This window comes from Mesorhizobium sp. WSM4976, assembly GCF_029625685.1.
GTDB lineage: Bacteria > Pseudomonadota > Alphaproteobacteria > Rhizobiales > Rhizobiaceae > Mesorhizobium.
Genome location: NZ_JARTVT010000001.1, coordinates 308,010 through 323,897, shown reverse-complemented (window position 1 = coordinate 323,897; position 15,888 = coordinate 308,010). Strand labels below are relative to the sequence as shown.

The 15,888-nt window shown below is 63.7% G+C and carries 15 protein-coding genes; 10 read left to right on the top strand and 5 right to left on the bottom strand.

Annotated elements, in window-relative coordinates:
* Positions 1-19: 19 nt before the first annotated feature.
* The gene (locus P9272_RS01485; RefSeq protein ID WP_278158306.1) at positions 20-2,701 is read right to left on the bottom strand and encodes a bifunctional acetate--CoA ligase family protein/GNAT family N-acetyltransferase; all 2,682 of its coding nucleotides are present in this window, start codon (positions 2,699-2,701) and stop codon (positions 20-22) included.
* Between the two features lie 141 nt (positions 2,702-2,842).
* Between P9272_RS01485 and P9272_RS01480 the strand changes: the two genes are divergently transcribed.
* The 5 genes from P9272_RS01480 to P9272_RS01460 all read left to right on the top strand — a co-directional run bounded on the left by P9272_RS01480 (position 2,843) and on the right by P9272_RS01460 (position 6,644).
* Positions 2,843-3,229 carry a DUF302 domain-containing protein gene (locus P9272_RS01480; protein ID WP_128259214.1) on the top strand — a complete coding sequence of 129 codons (387 nt, stop codon included), beginning with the start codon at positions 2,843-2,845 and terminating at the stop codon, positions 3,227-3,229.
* A gap of 8 nt (positions 3,230-3,237) precedes the next feature.
* The gene (locus P9272_RS01475; RefSeq protein WP_278158303.1) at positions 3,238-5,112 is read left to right on the top strand and encodes a heavy metal translocating P-type ATPase; all 1,875 of its coding nucleotides are present in this window, start codon (positions 3,238-3,240) and stop codon (positions 5,110-5,112) included.
* Positions 5,109-5,558 carry a thioredoxin TrxC gene (gene trxC, locus P9272_RS01470; RefSeq protein ID WP_278158301.1) on the top strand — a complete coding sequence of 150 codons (450 nt, stop codon included), beginning with the start codon at positions 5,109-5,111 and terminating at the stop codon, positions 5,556-5,558. Before P9272_RS01475 ends, trxC begins: the two co-directional genes overlap by 4 nt.
* A gap of 85 nt (positions 5,559-5,643) precedes the next feature.
* Entirely contained in the window at positions 5,644-6,030 is a 387-nt protein-coding gene (locus P9272_RS01465; RefSeq protein ID WP_127250440.1) for a hypothetical protein, read from the top strand.
* Between the two features lie 23 nt (positions 6,031-6,053).
* A complete protein-coding gene (locus P9272_RS01460) occupies positions 6,054-6,644 on the top strand; it encodes an NAD(P)H-dependent oxidoreductase (RefSeq protein ID WP_128259210.1) in 591 nt (196 codons plus the stop codon).
* A 5-nt stretch (positions 6,645-6,649) separates the two neighbouring features.
* Here P9272_RS01460 and P9272_RS01455 read toward each other — a convergent pair whose 3' ends face one another.
* Positions 6,650-7,633, bottom strand: coding sequence for a zinc-dependent alcohol dehydrogenase family protein (locus P9272_RS01455; protein ID WP_278158296.1), 984 nt, complete (start codon positions 7,631-7,633; stop codon positions 6,650-6,652).
* Between the two features lie 92 nt (positions 7,634-7,725).
* Positions 7,726-7,884, bottom strand: coding sequence for a hypothetical protein (locus tag P9272_RS01450; protein WP_278158294.1), 159 nt, complete (start codon positions 7,882-7,884; stop codon positions 7,726-7,728).
* A 259-nt stretch (positions 7,885-8,143) separates the two neighbouring features.
* Here P9272_RS01450 and P9272_RS01445 point away from each other — a divergent pair, with 259 nt between their 5' ends.
* Both P9272_RS01445 and P9272_RS01440 read left to right on the top strand, forming a co-directional pair.
* Positions 8,144-8,788: a helix-turn-helix domain-containing protein gene (locus P9272_RS01445; RefSeq protein WP_128259341.1), complete on the top strand. Its 645-nt coding sequence runs from the start codon at positions 8,144-8,146 to the stop codon at positions 8,786-8,788.
* Between the two features lie 44 nt (positions 8,789-8,832).
* Complete coding sequence (locus P9272_RS01440) at positions 8,833-9,363, top strand: GNAT family N-acetyltransferase (protein WP_128259208.1); 531 nt, start codon at positions 8,833-8,835, stop codon at positions 9,361-9,363.
* Between the two features lie 78 nt (positions 9,364-9,441).
* On the opposite strand, the gene P9272_RS01435 is transcribed toward P9272_RS01440, so the two are convergent.
* Positions 9,442-10,620: an acetate/propionate family kinase gene (locus P9272_RS01435; RefSeq protein WP_278158290.1), complete on the bottom strand. Its 1,179-nt coding sequence runs from the start codon at positions 10,618-10,620 to the stop codon at positions 9,442-9,444.
* A gap of 56 nt (positions 10,621-10,676) precedes the next feature.
* On the bottom strand, positions 10,677-13,058 hold the full coding sequence (locus P9272_RS01430; RefSeq protein WP_278158288.1) for a phosphoketolase family protein: 2,382 nt from the start codon (positions 13,056-13,058) through the stop codon (positions 10,677-10,679).
* A gap of 275 nt (positions 13,059-13,333) precedes the next feature.
* On the opposite strand from P9272_RS01430, the gene P9272_RS01425 reads away from it, so the two are divergent.
* The 3 genes from P9272_RS01425 (at position 13,334) to P9272_RS01415 (ending at position 15,758) form a co-directional block, all read left to right on the top strand.
* Complete coding sequence (locus P9272_RS01425) at positions 13,334-13,555, top strand: DUF1858 domain-containing protein (protein WP_347404018.1); 222 nt, start codon at positions 13,334-13,336, stop codon at positions 13,553-13,555.
* 427 nt (positions 13,556-13,982) lie between these two features.
* The gene (locus P9272_RS01420; protein WP_128259340.1) at positions 13,983-15,176 is read left to right on the top strand and encodes an NnrS family protein; all 1,194 of its coding nucleotides are present in this window, start codon (positions 13,983-13,985) and stop codon (positions 15,174-15,176) included.
* A 135-nt stretch (positions 15,177-15,311) separates the two neighbouring features.
* On the top strand, positions 15,312-15,758 hold the full coding sequence (locus P9272_RS01415) for a pseudoazurin (protein WP_278158286.1): 447 nt from the start codon (positions 15,312-15,314) through the stop codon (positions 15,756-15,758).
* Positions 15,759-15,888 lie beyond the last annotated feature (130 nt).

Here is a 15,888-nt window from a genome sequence, read left to right as displayed (position 1 = left end):
CCGTGAAACGGTGAAACGCTCAGCGGATTTCCAGCGTTGCCAGGGACAGGCCGGGCTCGCTCGGGTGGTGGGCAACCGAGAAGCCGAACTCCAGGCACATTGTGAGCATCTTGCGGTTTTCGTTGAGGATCGTGCCTTCTATGCGGCCGATGCGTTCGGCCTTCGCATAGTCGATGACCTGATTCAGCAGATCCCATCCCAGCCCATGACCCTGCAGGTCCGACCGCACGAGAAGCGCATATTCACCGCTCCTGTGATCGGGATCGCAGGAAAGCCGACCGATACCTGCCAGTGCGCCCGTGTCCTTCTCAAGCGCGACGAAGGCAATATCGCGGTCGTAGTCGAGCTGTGTGAGCCGCTTCAGCATCTGGTCCGGGAAGTTCTTCCGCAGCGACAGGAAGCGCAGTCTGAGGTCGTCGGGCGAAACCTTCGCCAGGAAAGCGGGATAAAGCGCCACGTCCGCCGGCATTATTGGCCGGATGTGAAAGGTCATGCCGTCCGTCTGGAAATCGCGGCTCCATCCCGACGGATAGGGCCTTATGGCAAGCGCCGGGTTCGGCGCCGGCACATCCACCCGTCGCGGATCGATCTCGATACGCGCATCGAGCGCAACCACACCTTCGGCATCGGCCAGCAGCGGGTTGATGTCGAGGGAGACCAGGCAGGAGAAGTCGACGATCATTTGCGACAGGCCGTTCAGCGCGGCGATGATCGCGCCTCGGTTGGCCGGCTTGCGATCGCGATAGCCGGCAAGCAGGCGGCCTATCCTTGTCGCGTCGATCGCGTCTCCGGCCAGCACGTCGTCAAGCGGCGGCAGGGCGATCGCGGTATCGTTCACGACCTCGACCGCCGTGCCGCCGGCGCCGAACAGAATGACCGGGCCGAACATCGGGTCCAGGTTCATGCCCAGGATGAGCTCCTGCGCGTGCTTGCGCGCAATCATGGCTTGCACCGTGTAGCCGTCCGCCTTCACCTGCGGCGACCGCGCGCGCAGGCGTGCCTCGATCGACCGGGCGGCGTCTGCGGCCTTGTCCGCCGTTGCGATGTCGAGGATCACGCCGCCGACATCCGACTTGTGCGAGACCACCTTCGACAGCAATTTGACCACTACTGCTTCCGAGCCTTGGAGAACCTCGGCGGCCGCATGCGCCACTTCCGCGACGGATCCGGCGACGATGGTTCGCGGCACGGGGATTCCATAGGCGGTTATCGCCGCTTTTGCTTCCGGCTCCGTCAGCATGCGCCGCCCTTCCGCGGCCACCTGTCGGAAGATGGCATGCGCCAACGCCTTGCCATCGGCCTGGTCGCCACGCCGGCTCGACGGAGTCCGCAGGAGCGCTCGCTGGGCTCGCGACCATTCGCCGAGATAGGACGCAGCGATCGCCGCGTCCTCCGGCGTCTCGAAGCTCGCTATGCCCGCTTCCGTCAGGACGCGCCGGCCTTCGCGCGCGGTATGCGCGCCGAGCCAGCACGCGAGAAGCGGCTTTCCGCCCATCTCGCCCTCGTCGCCGAGCTCGGCGACCTTCCTGGCCGCGTCAGGCGAAGAACCGAGCCCGGTGGGGCAATTCATGACCAGGATAACATCCGTCCCCGGATCTGCCGCCAGGGCTTCGAGCGCCGCCCCGTAGCGCTCCGGCGCGGCGTCACCGACGATGTCGACCGGGTTTGCATGCGACCAGGTCGGCGGCAGCGCACGGTCAAGCCGCTCGATCGTCGAGGGCGCGAGCTCGGCCAGTTCGGCTCCACGGTCGACGAGCTTGTCGACGGCAAGCACCCCGGCCCCCCCGCCATTGGTGACGATGCCGACCCGTGCCCGCTCGAGGGGAGCGTGACGGGCGACCGTCTCGGCGGCGTCGAGCAGCTCGGCGAGATCATCCACACGCAGCACCCCTGCCCTGCGCAAGGCGGCGTCAACCACCCTGTCGGCGCCCGAAAGCGCGCCGGTATGCGTCGCGGCCGCCCTGGCCGCCTGCTCGTGCCGCCCGGGTTTGATCGCGATAACCGGCTTGAGGCGCGCCGCCGCCCGCGCGGCCGACATGAACTTGCGCGGATTGGGTATGGTTTCGAGATACATCACGATGGCGCGCGTGTGGAAATCGCCGGCTAGCATGTCGAGACAGTCGCCGACGTCGACGTCCGCCATGTCGCCGAGGGAAATGATCCGTGAAAAGCCGACATTGTTCTCGGCCGCCCAGTCGATCAGCGACGTGGCGATCGCCCCGGATTGCGAGATCAGCGCAATGTTCCCGGGCCTCGCCGCCATATGGGCAAAACTGGCGTTGAGCTTCGCCGGAGGAATCATCAGTCCGACGGTGTTCGGTCCAATGATGCGCATGAGCGAGGGCTTGGCCGCATCGAGCATCGCCTGGCGCAGGCCATTGGCGTGATTGAGCCCCGCGGTGATGACGACGGCAGCTCGCGTCCCTTTTTCGCCCAGTTCCCCCACGATGTCGGGCACAGTCTCGGGAGGGGTCACGATCACGGCCAGATCGGGAACCCCAGGCAGATCGGCAACCCTGCCGTAGCAGCGGTGGCCGGCCACTTCCGAACGTTTGGGATTGACCGGCCAGATCTCCCCCTCGAAGCCGCCGCCGACAATGTTGTCGAAGACAACGCGGCCGACTGAGCCAACGCGCTCGGTCGCGCCGACGACAACGACCGATTTCGGTGAGACCGCATATTCAAGATTTCGGATTGTCATCCTGGAGAACTCCTTGCCGCCACATTCACCGAAGACGGCTGACGTTCATTGCGCTGGATCAAAGCGTTATCCGCCCCCCGCTGCTAGCTACTGCCCTCAAGCTGTCCATGCTGGCGAAGATCGCCCTGGAAGGAGAATCCGATGAGCTACTATTTCAGCAAGAAGCTCGATATGCCGTTCGCCGCGGCGATCGAACACGTAACCAAAAAGCTTGCCGGCAAGGGCTTCGGCATCCTGACGAGGATCGATGTCCAGCACACGATGAAGGTCAAGCTGGGCGTCGACTTCAAGCCATACATGATCCTCGGCGCCTGCAATCCGCATTTCGCATGGCGCGCGCTGCAGGCCGAGGACAAGATCGGCGCAATGCTGCCCTGCAACGTGATCGTGACCGAGACCGCCCCCGGCAAGACCGAGGTAGCGGCGGTCGATCCGATGGTCGCGATGGGAGCGATCGACAACCCGCAACTTGCCGCGACGGCAAAGGATGTCCGGCTGCTGCTGCGGGAAATGATCGGCGAACTCTGACGGACGTCATGAACGAATCCGTGTTGCGGCGTGCGCTGCTGATCATAGCCGTACTCGGTCTGGCGCTCGGACTGGCCGTCTGGCGAAACGGTATCGACATCGCCTCGCCCGATACGATCTGGACAGCAGCAACGCTGCCCGTCGTGGCAGCGCTTGGCATCTCGATCTTGCGGGATTTCTGGATCGGCCGGGTCGGCGTCGACGCGATCGCACTGGTTTCGATGTCGGCGGCGCTGTTGCTGGGGCAGGCTTTGGCGGCGGTGGTCGTGGCCATAATGTATGCCGGCGGCACAGTGCTTGAAGATCTGGCGCGCGGCCGGGCAGAGCGGAATCTCAGGGCACTGACCGACAGGGCGCCGCGTGTGGCGCACCGGAAATCCGCACATGGCACCGAGACCGTCGCGATCGACCAAGTGGCGGTCGGCGATGAGCTTCTGGTGCGCGCCGGCGAATTGCTGCCCGTGGACGGCATCCTGATCGACGCCTCGGCCCAACTCGATGAGTCGACCGTCACCGGAGAGCCCCTGCCGGAGCGGCGCGGCGCCGGCGACGCATTGCGCAGCGGCACCGTCAATGCCGGCGAGGCCTTTGTCATGCGGGCCTCGGCTATCGCCGACAAAAGCACCTACGCCGCGATCGTGCGCATGGTCGCCGCCGCGCAAACCGCCAAGGCGCCGTTCATACGTATTGCCGACCGCTTTGCCCTGCTCTTGCTTCCGGCCGCGCTGCTTATCGCCGGCATCGCCTGGTATCTTTCCAATGATCCGATCCGCGCCCTCGCCGTCCTGGTGGTCGCGACGCCCTGCCCGCTGATCCTCGCGGCGCCCGTTGCATTCATCGGCGGCGTGTCGCGCGCCGCCCGCGCCGGCATCCTCATGAAGGGCAGCGCGGCGCTGGAGGCGCTCGCCCAGGTACGCACCGCGATCTTCGACAAGACAGGGACCCTGACGCTCGGCGGGGCCGAGCTGATCGAGATCGACGTCGCTCCAGGTCGGCAGGAAACCGATGAACCGCTGCGGCTGCTCGCCTCGCTTGAACAGGCTTCGCATCACGTTCTTGCGGATTCGATTGTCCGCATTGCCCGTCATGGCAGCCTTTTGCTTTCCCCACCCCGTGAGGTCCGCGAGCATAAGGGAGAGGGCCTCGAGGGCCAGGTGGATGGGATGTCGGTCGTGGCCGGGTCGAGGCCGCTTGTTCTTGGAAACGGGGCATTGCCCAACTGGGCGGAGAGCGGAGAGAGCCGTTACCACGACACGCAGGTGCTTAGGGTGTTTCTGGCCATCGATGGCCGGCTTGCCGCTGTTTTCACATTCGGAGACGCCATACGCGAGGATGCTCCCGGCACTGTCGAGGCTTTGCGTTCGGCAGGCGTCACCCGGATAGTCATGCTGACCGGGGATGACGGCGCGGCGGCCGAAAAGGTCTCCGCTTCCCTCGATCTCGATGCCGTATTTGCCGACGCCACGCCGGCCGACAAGGTTGGAACAGTGGAGGCCGAGAAGGCGAAGGCGCCGTCGATGATGATTGGCGACGGCATCAACGATGCTCCTGCCCTTGCCGCGGCGACCGTAGGCATTGCCATGGGAGCCCGCGGCGGGACCGCTTCGTCGGAGGCGGCGGACGTGGTCGTGCTGACCGACAGGCTGGAACCTGTCGCGGAAGCATTGCGTATCGCCAGGCGCACGCGGGGGATCGCCCTGCAGAGCATCATCGTTGGGTTGGGGCTCTCGGGCGCGGCGATGATCGCGGCCGCCATGGGGCATATAACCCCGGTGGCGGGAGCACTGCTTCAAGAGGGCATAGACGTCGCCGTCATCGTCAATGCGCTGCGGGCCCTTGGCGACGGGCGTCTCGAACACGATCGAAACGGAAGAAGGTCATGACGCAGGAGAATCTAGTGGTTTGCGCCAAATGCGGCGTGGTCAACCGCCTGCCGCCGAATCGAAACAGCGCCGAAGCGCAATGCGGAAAGTGTGGCGCCCGGCTGTTCTCAGGGGTCCCGCAGGACGTCGACGCTGCGAACTTCGACCGTCAGATCGGCCGCGGCAGCCTGCCCGTCCTCGTCGATGTCTGGGCTCCGTGGTGCGGTCCCTGCAAGATGATGGCGCCGGCCTATGAGGCCGCCGCCAAGGCGCTGGAGCCTCACATCCGGCTGGTCAAGCTGAATTCCGACAAGGAGCAGGCCATCGCGGCGAGGCTGGGCATTCGCGGCATCCCCACCATGATCCTGTTTCACCGCCAGCGGGAAATCGCGCGCGTATCGGGGGCGATGAGCACCGGCCAGATCGTCAATTGGGTTCGCGGCCACCTGCCGACAGGTACTAGTTGAGCCTTCCGACGAACCAGATTCCGTTTGACCTTGATCAAGGTCCCATCCGGCCGCCGCGTTAGGAATGGCCTCGAAGGAGTTTACCATGACCAGCTTGCACGACCTCACCCCGAAATTCAGAAACATCCGCCTGCTTCTGGCACGCGAAAAAGGTCATCCGGAAGGAGACCGCGAAGAGGGCTACGATGTGCTGGCTCCGCTTACCAACGAGGGACGGCTGGACGCGGAGGAGTGGAAATCGCACAAGGGCTTTTGTCGCGTCCGGCGTTTCCGCACCGGCGAGGACGATCTTGTCGGGCGCTTGCGGCGCAAGCCAGGCGGCCAATGGTATTTCGACTACGCCGAGGGCGATCGCGACGACGAGGTTGGCTTTCATCTCGGCGAGGAGCGCTTCGTCACCGGCGAGTACGTCTCGATCAAGCGCAACGGGGCCATGCACACCTACCAGGTGGCCCGCGTCGAGCAGCCATAGCCCCGAGGTGACCGGAGGGAGCCATGCCGCGCCGCATCCTCGTTCTCGTCGGCCATCCCGATCCGTCTCCTGACCGGCTCTGCCGGGCATTGGCCGTGGCATATGCTGAAGCGGCGGAGAAGGCAGGCCATAGCGTGCGCAAAATCGACCTGGCCCTGCTGGACTTTCCGATGCTGCGGACAATGCAGGAGTTCGAGCACGGGACAATCCCCGATGGCCTCAAGGAAGCGGCGGAGGCGGTCGTCTGGGCGGAGCATTTCGTCTTTGTCTTCCCGCTCTGGCTGGGCACCGTGCCGGCCTTGCTGAAAGCGTTCCTCGAGCAGGTGATGCGGCCAGGCACGGCGTTCGCCTATCCGGCCAGAGGCGAAGGTTTCGCCAAGTCCTTGCTGCGTGGCCGCTCCGCCCGCCTGGTGGCGACGATGGGAATGCCGGCGGCCGTCTACCGGATATGGTTCTTCAGCCACGGGATCGCCGGCATGCGGCGCGGCATCCTCAATTTTGTCGGCATCAGGCCGGTCCGGGAAACCTTATTTGGCATGGTCGCGAGCGCCAGCGACGCGAAGCGGGCAAAGTGGCTAAGGCAGATGCGGCGGCTGGGCGAAAGCGCGGTTTAGGACCGTCACGGCTTAAGGACGGCGGCCCCACTCAGCCTGCCCGTGCGCAAATCATCCAGCGCCTGGTTTGCGCGCTCCAGCGGATAGACTTTTGTGTGCGTGCGCACCCGTGCGTCCCTCGCTATCGGGAAGAATTCCTCCGCGTCACGCCGGGTCAGGTTCGCGACCGACACCAATTCTCTTTCTTCCCACATAAGCTTGTAGGGCATCGATGGAATGTCGCTCATATGGATGCCGCCGCAGACCACCCGGCCGCCCTTGCGGACAGCGCGCAACGCCGCCGGCACCAGTTCGCCGACCGGCGCGAAAATAATCGCGGCGTCAAGCTCGGCGGGGGGCAATTCGTCGGACGCCCCTGCCCAGACAACGCCCAATGAGCGGGCAAATTCCTGTGCCTGGATGTCACCAGTCCGTGTGAGCGCAAAGATCTCACGTCCCTGCCATATCGCGACCTGCGTGATGATATGCGCGGCGGCGCCGAAGCCGTAGATGCCGAGTCGGCGGCCATCGCCGGCCTTCTTGAGGCAGCGCCAGCCGATCAGTCCAGCGCACAGGAGCGGCGCCAGCGACACCGGATCGGCGGCGGCATCGAGCTCGAAGGCGAAATGCTCATCGGCAATGACATGACTGGCGAAGCCGCCGTCGCGCGTATAGCCGGTGAAGAGCGGCTGGTCGCAGAGGTTTTCTGCGCCGGCGTCGCAGTAGGGGCAATGTCCGCAGGTGTGCCCCAGCCACGGAACGCCTACCCTCTGCCCAAGCCGGGATCGTGACACGCCTTCACCGGCAAGATCGACGATGCCGACGATTTCATGACCCGGCACGAGCGGCAGCTTTGGCCATGGCAAGTCACCGTCCACGACGTGGAGGTCGGTGCGGCATACCGCGCATGCCTCCACCTTGAGCCTGATCTCACCCGCTCCCGGCAAGGGGTCCGGGCAGGTGACGAGATTCAGAAGCGTACCGGGCTTTTCCAGGACCATTGCCTTCATCACGCTTCCCCGTTTTTCGGAAGACAGACTGGAACGGACCGGCTTTCCCTCGGCATAGAAGACTGAAACCGCGCTGGTCCGGGCATCCTTTCCTATCGCGAGCGCCTTATCTTGTCCGAATACGGCCGGGCGTGACCATGCCTTGCCCGGACGTGCTTCCTGGCACGGAGCATTTCGAAATAGAGGCCTGCGGCGGCAAGATAGGCAAGGCCGAGTATGCCGATCCAGATTTCAATCATATCGGAGGTCATGGTTTGGTCTCCCTTGGCTGGCTTTGTCCAAATAATGTCGGGTCAAGTCATGCCGGCCTTGATCCTGGTCAATCGACGCACACGGCCCCAATGCGCGCACGGACCAGTTGGCGCACGGGCCAGGGGCCTGCTCGAAATGCTTGGTTCGGAAGGGTGATCTCGAGTCGAACTAGGTAGTTTCCCGTAGGGACATAACCGAATTTCGGCATTGCCGGATTTGCGCGATTGCTGTTGTCACAAATTCACCGGAACCACAGCCATGTACGCTCAAGCCTCCGCCAAGATTGCACTGCCGTCCTATCTTCCCCATCAGAGTCCTGCGCCCGTCTTCGAGGGGCAGGCAACGCCGGTCAGCTTCTTCACGGCAGGCGCTGAAATCTATGCCCAGGGCGAAAAGGCCGGCGCACTCTATCAGGTCGAATTCGGCGCGGTCCGCATCTATCGCCTGCTCGCCGACGGTCGCAGGCAGATCAGCGCGTTCCACCTGGCGGGAGAGACCTTCGGTTTCGAGGCCGACGCCACCCACCACTTCTTCGCCGAGGCGATCAACGCGACCGGTGTCCGGGTCTTCCGCGCTCCGTCAGGCACGGACATGTCGCGCCAACTCCTGCCTCTGGCGCTTAAAGGCCTGACCCGAGCGCAGGAGCATCTCCTGGTGCTCGGCCGCCAGAACGCCATCGAGCGCGTCGCGGCATTCCTCGTCGAAATGTCGGAGCGTCAGGGTGGGTTGCGGCAAGTGGAATTACCAATGTCGCGCAACGACATCGGTGACTATCTCGGCCTCACCATCGAAACCGTGTCGCGGGTCTTCACCCGGCTGAAAGAGAAGGGCGTGATCCGCCTGCTCAGCCTGCGCAGCATCGAAATTCTGAAACGCGACTCGCTGCTGGCAATGGGTGAATGAGGCCATTGCGCCAATCCCGCGCATCAATCCTGAAAGTGCTGACAATGAAAACGATGCTTACGACACACACCGGATTTCGCTTCGAAGTGCGCCGCGCGCGTCCCGACGATGAGCCGATCGTCGCCGAGTTCTTCACCCATGTGACACCGGAGGATCTGCGCTTCCGCTTCCTCGGGGCGGTGAAGGAGGTTTCGCATGAGCGGCTGGTGGCGATGACCCGCTCCGACGATCCGCACGTCCATAATTTTCTTGCCTTCTCGACCGATGGAATGCTGATTGCTGTAGCGACCCTCGCCGCCGACCCGGCCGACCGCCGTGGCGAAGTCGCCATATGCATCCGCGAGGATCGCAAGCATCTCGGCGTCAGCTGGGAATTGCTCGGCTATATAGCGCGTTACGCCGACGATCACGGGATCGAGACGATCGAATCGATCGAAAGTCGCGAGAACCGCGCAGCGATCGAGCTCGAGCGCGAGATGGGCTTCATCGTCACCACGGATCCTGACGACCCCACGTTGGTCCTGGTTCAGCGCAAGCTCGGCGCCAAGCTGCCGGGCCAGGCACGGCACGCCTGACCAATTCAGCCGAGACCCTCCCAGACTTTGTCTCAATCATGTAGCCCAGAAGCGCCGCGCGCTTCTGGGCTACATGATTCAATGCTTGGCTTCGAGGCCGAGCAACTCAGCGGCCACCGCACGTTCCTCGTCGGCGGGAATGACAAGCACGTCGACCAGGGAGTCCGGTGCGCTGATCAGTTCTTCGCTGTGGGTATTCAGCTCCTTGTCGAGCGCGACGCCCAACCATCCCGCGGCTTCGCAGATGCTCTGCCGGACCGCGGGCGCATGCTCGCCGATGCCCGCGGTGAAAACAAGGGTGTCGAGCCCGCCTATCGCCGCGGCAAGCGATCCGATCTCGCGCCCGGCACGATAGACGAAGAGATCGACGGCGCGCATCGCCGCCGGGTCTTGGGATGCAAGCAGTGTCTGCATGTTTCCCGAGATGCCGGATACCCCCAGCAGACCGGAGCGCTGGTAGAGCAGGTCGGCAAGTTCGTCCGAAGACAGCTTCCAGTCCTGCAGAAGATGCAGGAGGATGCCCGGATCGATCGCGCCGCAACGCGTGCTCATGACTAGGCCGTCAAGCGTCGAGAAGCCCATGGTGGTGGCGTGGCTTACGCCTGCCTTCATCGCGCACAGGCTTGCGCCGCTGCCGAGATGGGCAACGATCGTCCGGCCGCCGGCGGCGGCGCCGTAACGGTTGTGGAGTTCGCTGGCGATATGGCTGTAGGACAGCCCATGGAAACCGTAGGAGACGATGCCTTGCTCTGCCATCTCATGCGGCAGGCCATAGAGCCTCGCGTGCTCGGGCTGCGCCGCGTGGAACGCTGTATCGAAGCAGCCGACCTGCGTGGTGTCGGGCAGGAGACGGCTGGCCAGGTCGACGAGCTCCAGGTTGATCGCCTGATGAATCGGGGCGAGCGGCTCGAGCCCGCGCAAGGCACCGAGCGTGCGCTCGTCGAGCAGCGTTGCGCGGGCAAACTCCCGGCCGCCATGCACGATGCGATGCCCGACCCGGCGCACCCGGCGCAGGAGGCCGCGGTCCGCAAGATAGGACGCAACGGCTTCGAACGCCTTGCCGATGGAGATCGGCTGTTCGCCAAGGCTCCTGTCGAACGGCGGCGTCGTTGCCGTGGGCGCGACATGGAGCCGAGGCCGCTCGCCGATTGACGAAACGCTGCCACGGACCAGCAAATGGAGCTCGTCGCGCCATTGGAACACCGCGAACTTCAGGCTCGATGAGCCGCCATTGAGGACGAGAACTGCATCGGTCATGGCCGGCCGGTCCCATTTGCGGACCCGATCCTCTTAACCCGCCGCCTTGTCATCGATTAGCGTTCCCACTTCCAGCCGAGTATCTCGGGCATGTCCTGCCCGTGCTTACGGATATAGGCTCCGTGCTCGATCAACTTGCCTTCCATGGCCTGCCTCAGCCGGATGTGCGCGCCGGCGGGCTCGGGAATGCGGTCGAGCACGCCGAGCACGAGATGATAGCGGTCGAGCCCGTTCAGCACGGTCATGTCTAACGGCGTCGTCGTCGTCCCTTCCTCATTGTAGCCGCGCACATGGATGTTGTCGTGATTGGTCCGCCGGTAGGTCAGGCGGTGGATCGTCCACGGATAACCGTGATAGGCGAAGATGACGGGCTTATCCCTGGTGAACAACGCGTCGAACTCGCGGTCCGACAGCCCGTGCGGGTGATGTTCCTTCGGCTGCAGCGTCATTAGATCGACAATGTTCACCACACGAACCTTGAGGTCGGGAATGTGGCGCCTCAGGATCTGAACGGCGGCCAGCGTCTCGAGCGTCGGGACGTCGCCGGCGCAGGCCATCACCACGTCCGGCTCGGCCCCGCCGTCGGTCGACGCCCACTCCCATATGCCGATGCCGGCGCTGCAGTGGACTTTCGCCTCCTCGATGGACAGCCACTGCCAGGAATTGGCTTTGCCGGCGACGATGACATTGATGCGGTTCCATGTCTTAAGCACATGGTCGGTCACGCAAAGCAGGCTGTTGGCGTCCGCCGGCAGATAGACGCGCACGACGTCCGCCTTCTTGTTCAGCGCCACGTCGATGAAGCCTGGATCCTGGTGGCTGAAGCCATTGTGCTCCTGCTGCCAGACATGACTGGACAACAGATAGTTCAGCGAGGCGATCGGCCGCCGCCAGGCAAGCTTGCGGCAGGCATCCAGCCATTTCGCGTGCTGGTTGAACATGGAATCGACGATGTGCGTGAAGGCCTCGTAGCAGGAGAAAAAGCCGTGGCGCCCGGTAAGCAGGTAACCTTCCAGCCAACCCTGGCACGTATGCTCGGATAGAATTTCCAGAACCCTGCCTTCCCGAGCCAGATGGACATCCTCGGGAAGGATCTCCTCCATCCAGGCGCGCTCCGTCACCTCGAAGACATCCTGCCACCGGTTCGAGGCCGTCTCGTCGGGCCCGACGATGCGGAAGTTGCCGGCAGCCCGGTTCAACGCCATGACGTCGCGCAGGAAACCGCCCATGACACGGGTCGATTCCGCCTTGACGCCGCCGGGTCGCTTGACCGGGACAGCATGCTCATCCAGGCCGGGCAGTTCGAGAGATCTCCGCAACAGACCCCCATTGGCATGCGGATTGGCGCTCATTCGCCTGTCACCTTGCGGCGCGGTGGCGCGGACCGCGGCCACGGGCACGCCGGCAGCGTCGAAAAGCTCTTGTGGCCGGTAGCTCCTCATCCATTCCTCAAGCATTCTCAGATGGTCGGGGTTTTCGGCCAGGCCGGAAAGCGGGACCTGGTGGGCCCGCCAGAATCCCTCGGTCTTAAGCCCGTCGACCTCCTTCGGGCCGGTCCAGCCCTTCGGGCTTCGCAGCACGATCATCGGCCATTTCGGCCGCGGCTGGGCGATCTTCGCGCCGCTTCGGGAAGCATCCTGGATCGCCTTGATGCGGTCGAGAGCATCGTCGAGCACGACCGCCATCCGCTCATGCATCATGGCCGGATCGTCGCCTTCGACGAACAGCGGCTCGTAGCCGTAACCCAGGAACAGCGCACGCAGCTCTTCCTCTGGGATACGCGCCAAAATGGTAGGACTGGCGATCTTGTAGCCGTTGAGGTGGAGGATCGGCAGCACCGCGCCGTCAAGCGCCGGGTTGAGGAACTTGTTGGAGTGCCAGGAGGTGGCGAGCGGCCCAGTTTCCGCCTCGCCGTCACCAACGACGCAAGCGACGATCAGGTCCGGATTGTCGAAGGCCGCGCCATAAGCGTGCGAGAGCGCGTAGCCAAGCTCACCGCCTTCATGGATCGAGCCGGGCACATCAGGCGCCGCATGGCTTGGGATCCCGCCAGGAAACGAGAACTGGCGGAAGAGCTTCTTCATTCCGGCCTCGCCCAGCGCGATGTCGGGATTGGTCTCGCTGTATGTGCCCTCCAGATAGGTGTTGGCCACCATCGCCGGCCCGCCATGGCCGGGACCGCAGACGTAGATGACATTGGCATCACGCTGCCTGATGGCGCGATTTAGATGCGCATAGATGAAGCTGAGACCCGGCGAGGTCCCCCAGTGGCCGAGCAGCCTTGGCTTGACGTGCTCCAGCCGAAGCGGCTCGCGAAGCAGCGGATTGTCGAGCAGATAGATCTGCCCGATGGTCAGGTAGTTGGCGGCACGCCAGTAGGCATCGATGTCTTGCAGTTCCTGCGCGGACAAACGATTGGCGCTGGGATGCTCGGTCATTTCCGACTCCTTCGCTGGGTTGAACCGGTCCGGATGAAGCACAACGCATAAACGCTGTGACGGGTTCATGACCGGTCCATGTTAGGGCGGGGCGCGCCATCGATCTATCCGGCAAGGAGCCGGCGGGCTTTGATCCATCGCAAAATGCCGAGGCGCAGGCCGCCCGCAGCTCCAGACAGCATCGCAAAATCGCATCCCGTAAGACAAGACAGCGCCTTCTTTGCTTCAGAGCAACGAGCGCGTTGAAGAGGCCAGTCAGGATAGTTGTTCGCAAAATGCGGGCAGGCAAGATGAAACGCAAATTGAACCACGATGCGACGATGGATGGGATCATGCGCCAGACGCCCGCGGCTGTTCGTGTCGTTCTCCAGCACGGAATGCTGTGCGTCGGCTGTCCGATCGCTTCCTTCCACACCATTTCGGACGCGGCACGCGAGCATCACCTGGATGAGGAACAGCTTCGCTGCGATCTGGAGGCGGCCATCGAGGCCGGCTGAGGCGCCTAGCTCTTTGCCGAGCGGCCTTGGGCGATGACGAGGAGGCGATGGGGTTCGATCACGACCACCCTTTGTCCCCCGCCCTTGCCTCCTGCTCGAACACCGGCTGATCCTTGGCGATGCGAATGGACCTTGCCTGCCCGATTATGCGATGCAGGCCCGCGGAGGCGATTCCCTCGAAGACGGGCAGTCCGGCAATCAGTGATCGATCGGGGGTTGCCAACCGTCTTCGTCCCCAACTTCAACGGTGCAACGCGTTCAGGCCCGGCCTGATTGTGTCACGGACGACCGCCCGTCGACAAGTGAAGCCTTTCCGTCGCGTGGGCAGGCGATCACTGCCTTGTTTGCGCTGAGGCAAACTCCGGCCCTCAGAGCCCGGATAAAAGCGGTCCAGCAGGCGTTTGCCTGGTTTTCAATGGGGCATGTCATGGCAATTCCACGGACGCGGCCAAGCGCCTACCCGGCAATTCTCTCCTACGGGTTCCGGCCATTCTTCCTCCTGGGCTCGCTGCAAGCCGCCACTGCGATGGTGCTGTGGCTGCCCCTCTATTACGGCAGGCTCGAAACCCTCAGCACGTTCCTGCCCGTGGATTGGCATATTCATGAATTGCTTTTCGGCTATCTGCCGGCTGTCGTGACCGGCTTCCTGCTGACCGCAATTCCGAACTGGACCGGCCGACTTCCCGTTCAGGACTCTCGTCTCCTTGCGCTGGTGTTGCTCTGGGTCGTCGGTCGGGCGGCCGTGTTCCTTTCCGCGGAAACCGGGTGGCTGCTGAGCGCGCTCATAGACTGCTCTTTTCTTCTCGCAGTGGTTGCGGCCGCCGCTACGGAGATCATCGCGGGACGGAACTGGCGGAACCTCAAGGTGCTGCTGCCAGTCGCGACCCTATTTGCGGCAAACGTCATGTTTCATGTTGAGGCGCATTACCAGGGCATCTCCGACATGAGTCGGCGCCTGGGTCTTGGAGCCACCGTCGTCCTCATCATGATCGTAGGCGGGCGAATAGTCCCCAGCTTCACCCGCAATTGGCTGGTGCGCGAGAACCCCGGCCGGGTCCCGGCATCATTTGGCAAGTTCGACATCGGAACGATCGCGCTGTCCGCCGTCGGGCTCGCGGCCTGGACCTTCTTTCCCGCCAGTATTGCAACCGGCGCGCTTCTGATCGGGGGAGCGGCCTTCAATATCGTTCGGCTTGCCCGCTGGGCTGGCTACCGGACAGCGGGCGATCCGCTGGTGCTGATCCTGCATATTTCCTTCGCCTTCGTGCCGCTAGGCCTGCTGCTTGCCGGACTGGCCATCCTCGTGCCGGGTATCCCAACGGCGGCAGGCATTCACGCATTCGCGGTCGGAGCGGTGGCCTGCATGACGCTTGCCGTGATGACCCGCGCCTCCCTCGGCCACACAGGTCGCGAGCTGGCGGCAAGCGCCGGAACGCGGATGATCTTCGTTGCGATCGTCATCGCAGCCATCCTTCGCGTAGCTGCGGCGATGGCCCCCGGCGCTCCGATTCTCCTGCATGTCTCGGCGGCGCTATGGGTTACCGCCTTCGTCGGCTACGTTGTGCTCTTTGGCGGAATGCTCACGCGGCCACGCCGGCAAGCGCGTAACAGTGCTGAATAAACGCATGGGCCGACACTGACCATCATGCCGGTTCCGCGCAATCATTCTCGCGCGGCAATTTGAGCTAGCGCAAATCGCCACGTCCGCCGACGATCTACAAGTGCGCAACGGTTGAAACGAGAAAGGAATTCTCCGATGAAATTGCCACTCATTGCGGCGGCAATCGCGTTGCTCTCGATGGCCGGCGCCGCAAACGCCGAGGAACATGTCATCCAGATGCTGAACAAAGGTCAGAAGGGTTCGATGGTGTTCCAGCCGGATTTCGTCCGAGCTGCGCCGGGCGACACGGTAAAGTTCGTGCCGACCGACAAGACCCACAATGCCGAGATCATCAGTGGAATGCTCCCGGACGGCGCCGAACCGTTCAAGGGTAAGCCGAGCGAGGAAATCACGGTCACCCTCACCAAGGAAGGCGTCTATGGCGTGAAGTGCGCCCCCCACTATGGTATGGGCATGGTGGCGCTGATCGTCGTCGGGAAGCCGGTCAACCTGGAAGCGGCGGAAGCCGTCAAGCAGATCGGCAAGGCAAAGCCCGTCTTCGCCGGCCTGTTCGCCGAAGCGACCAAGACCGCTTCGAACTGATCGGACAGCATATGTGACCTGCTTCCGGCAATGACGAGCCGGAGGGACTGGCCGGGCGGACCCGAAAGAGGTCCGACCCGGCCGTTTGCATTTTTGCGTTTGACTCCCTCTTCAGCACAATCCTTGCGAC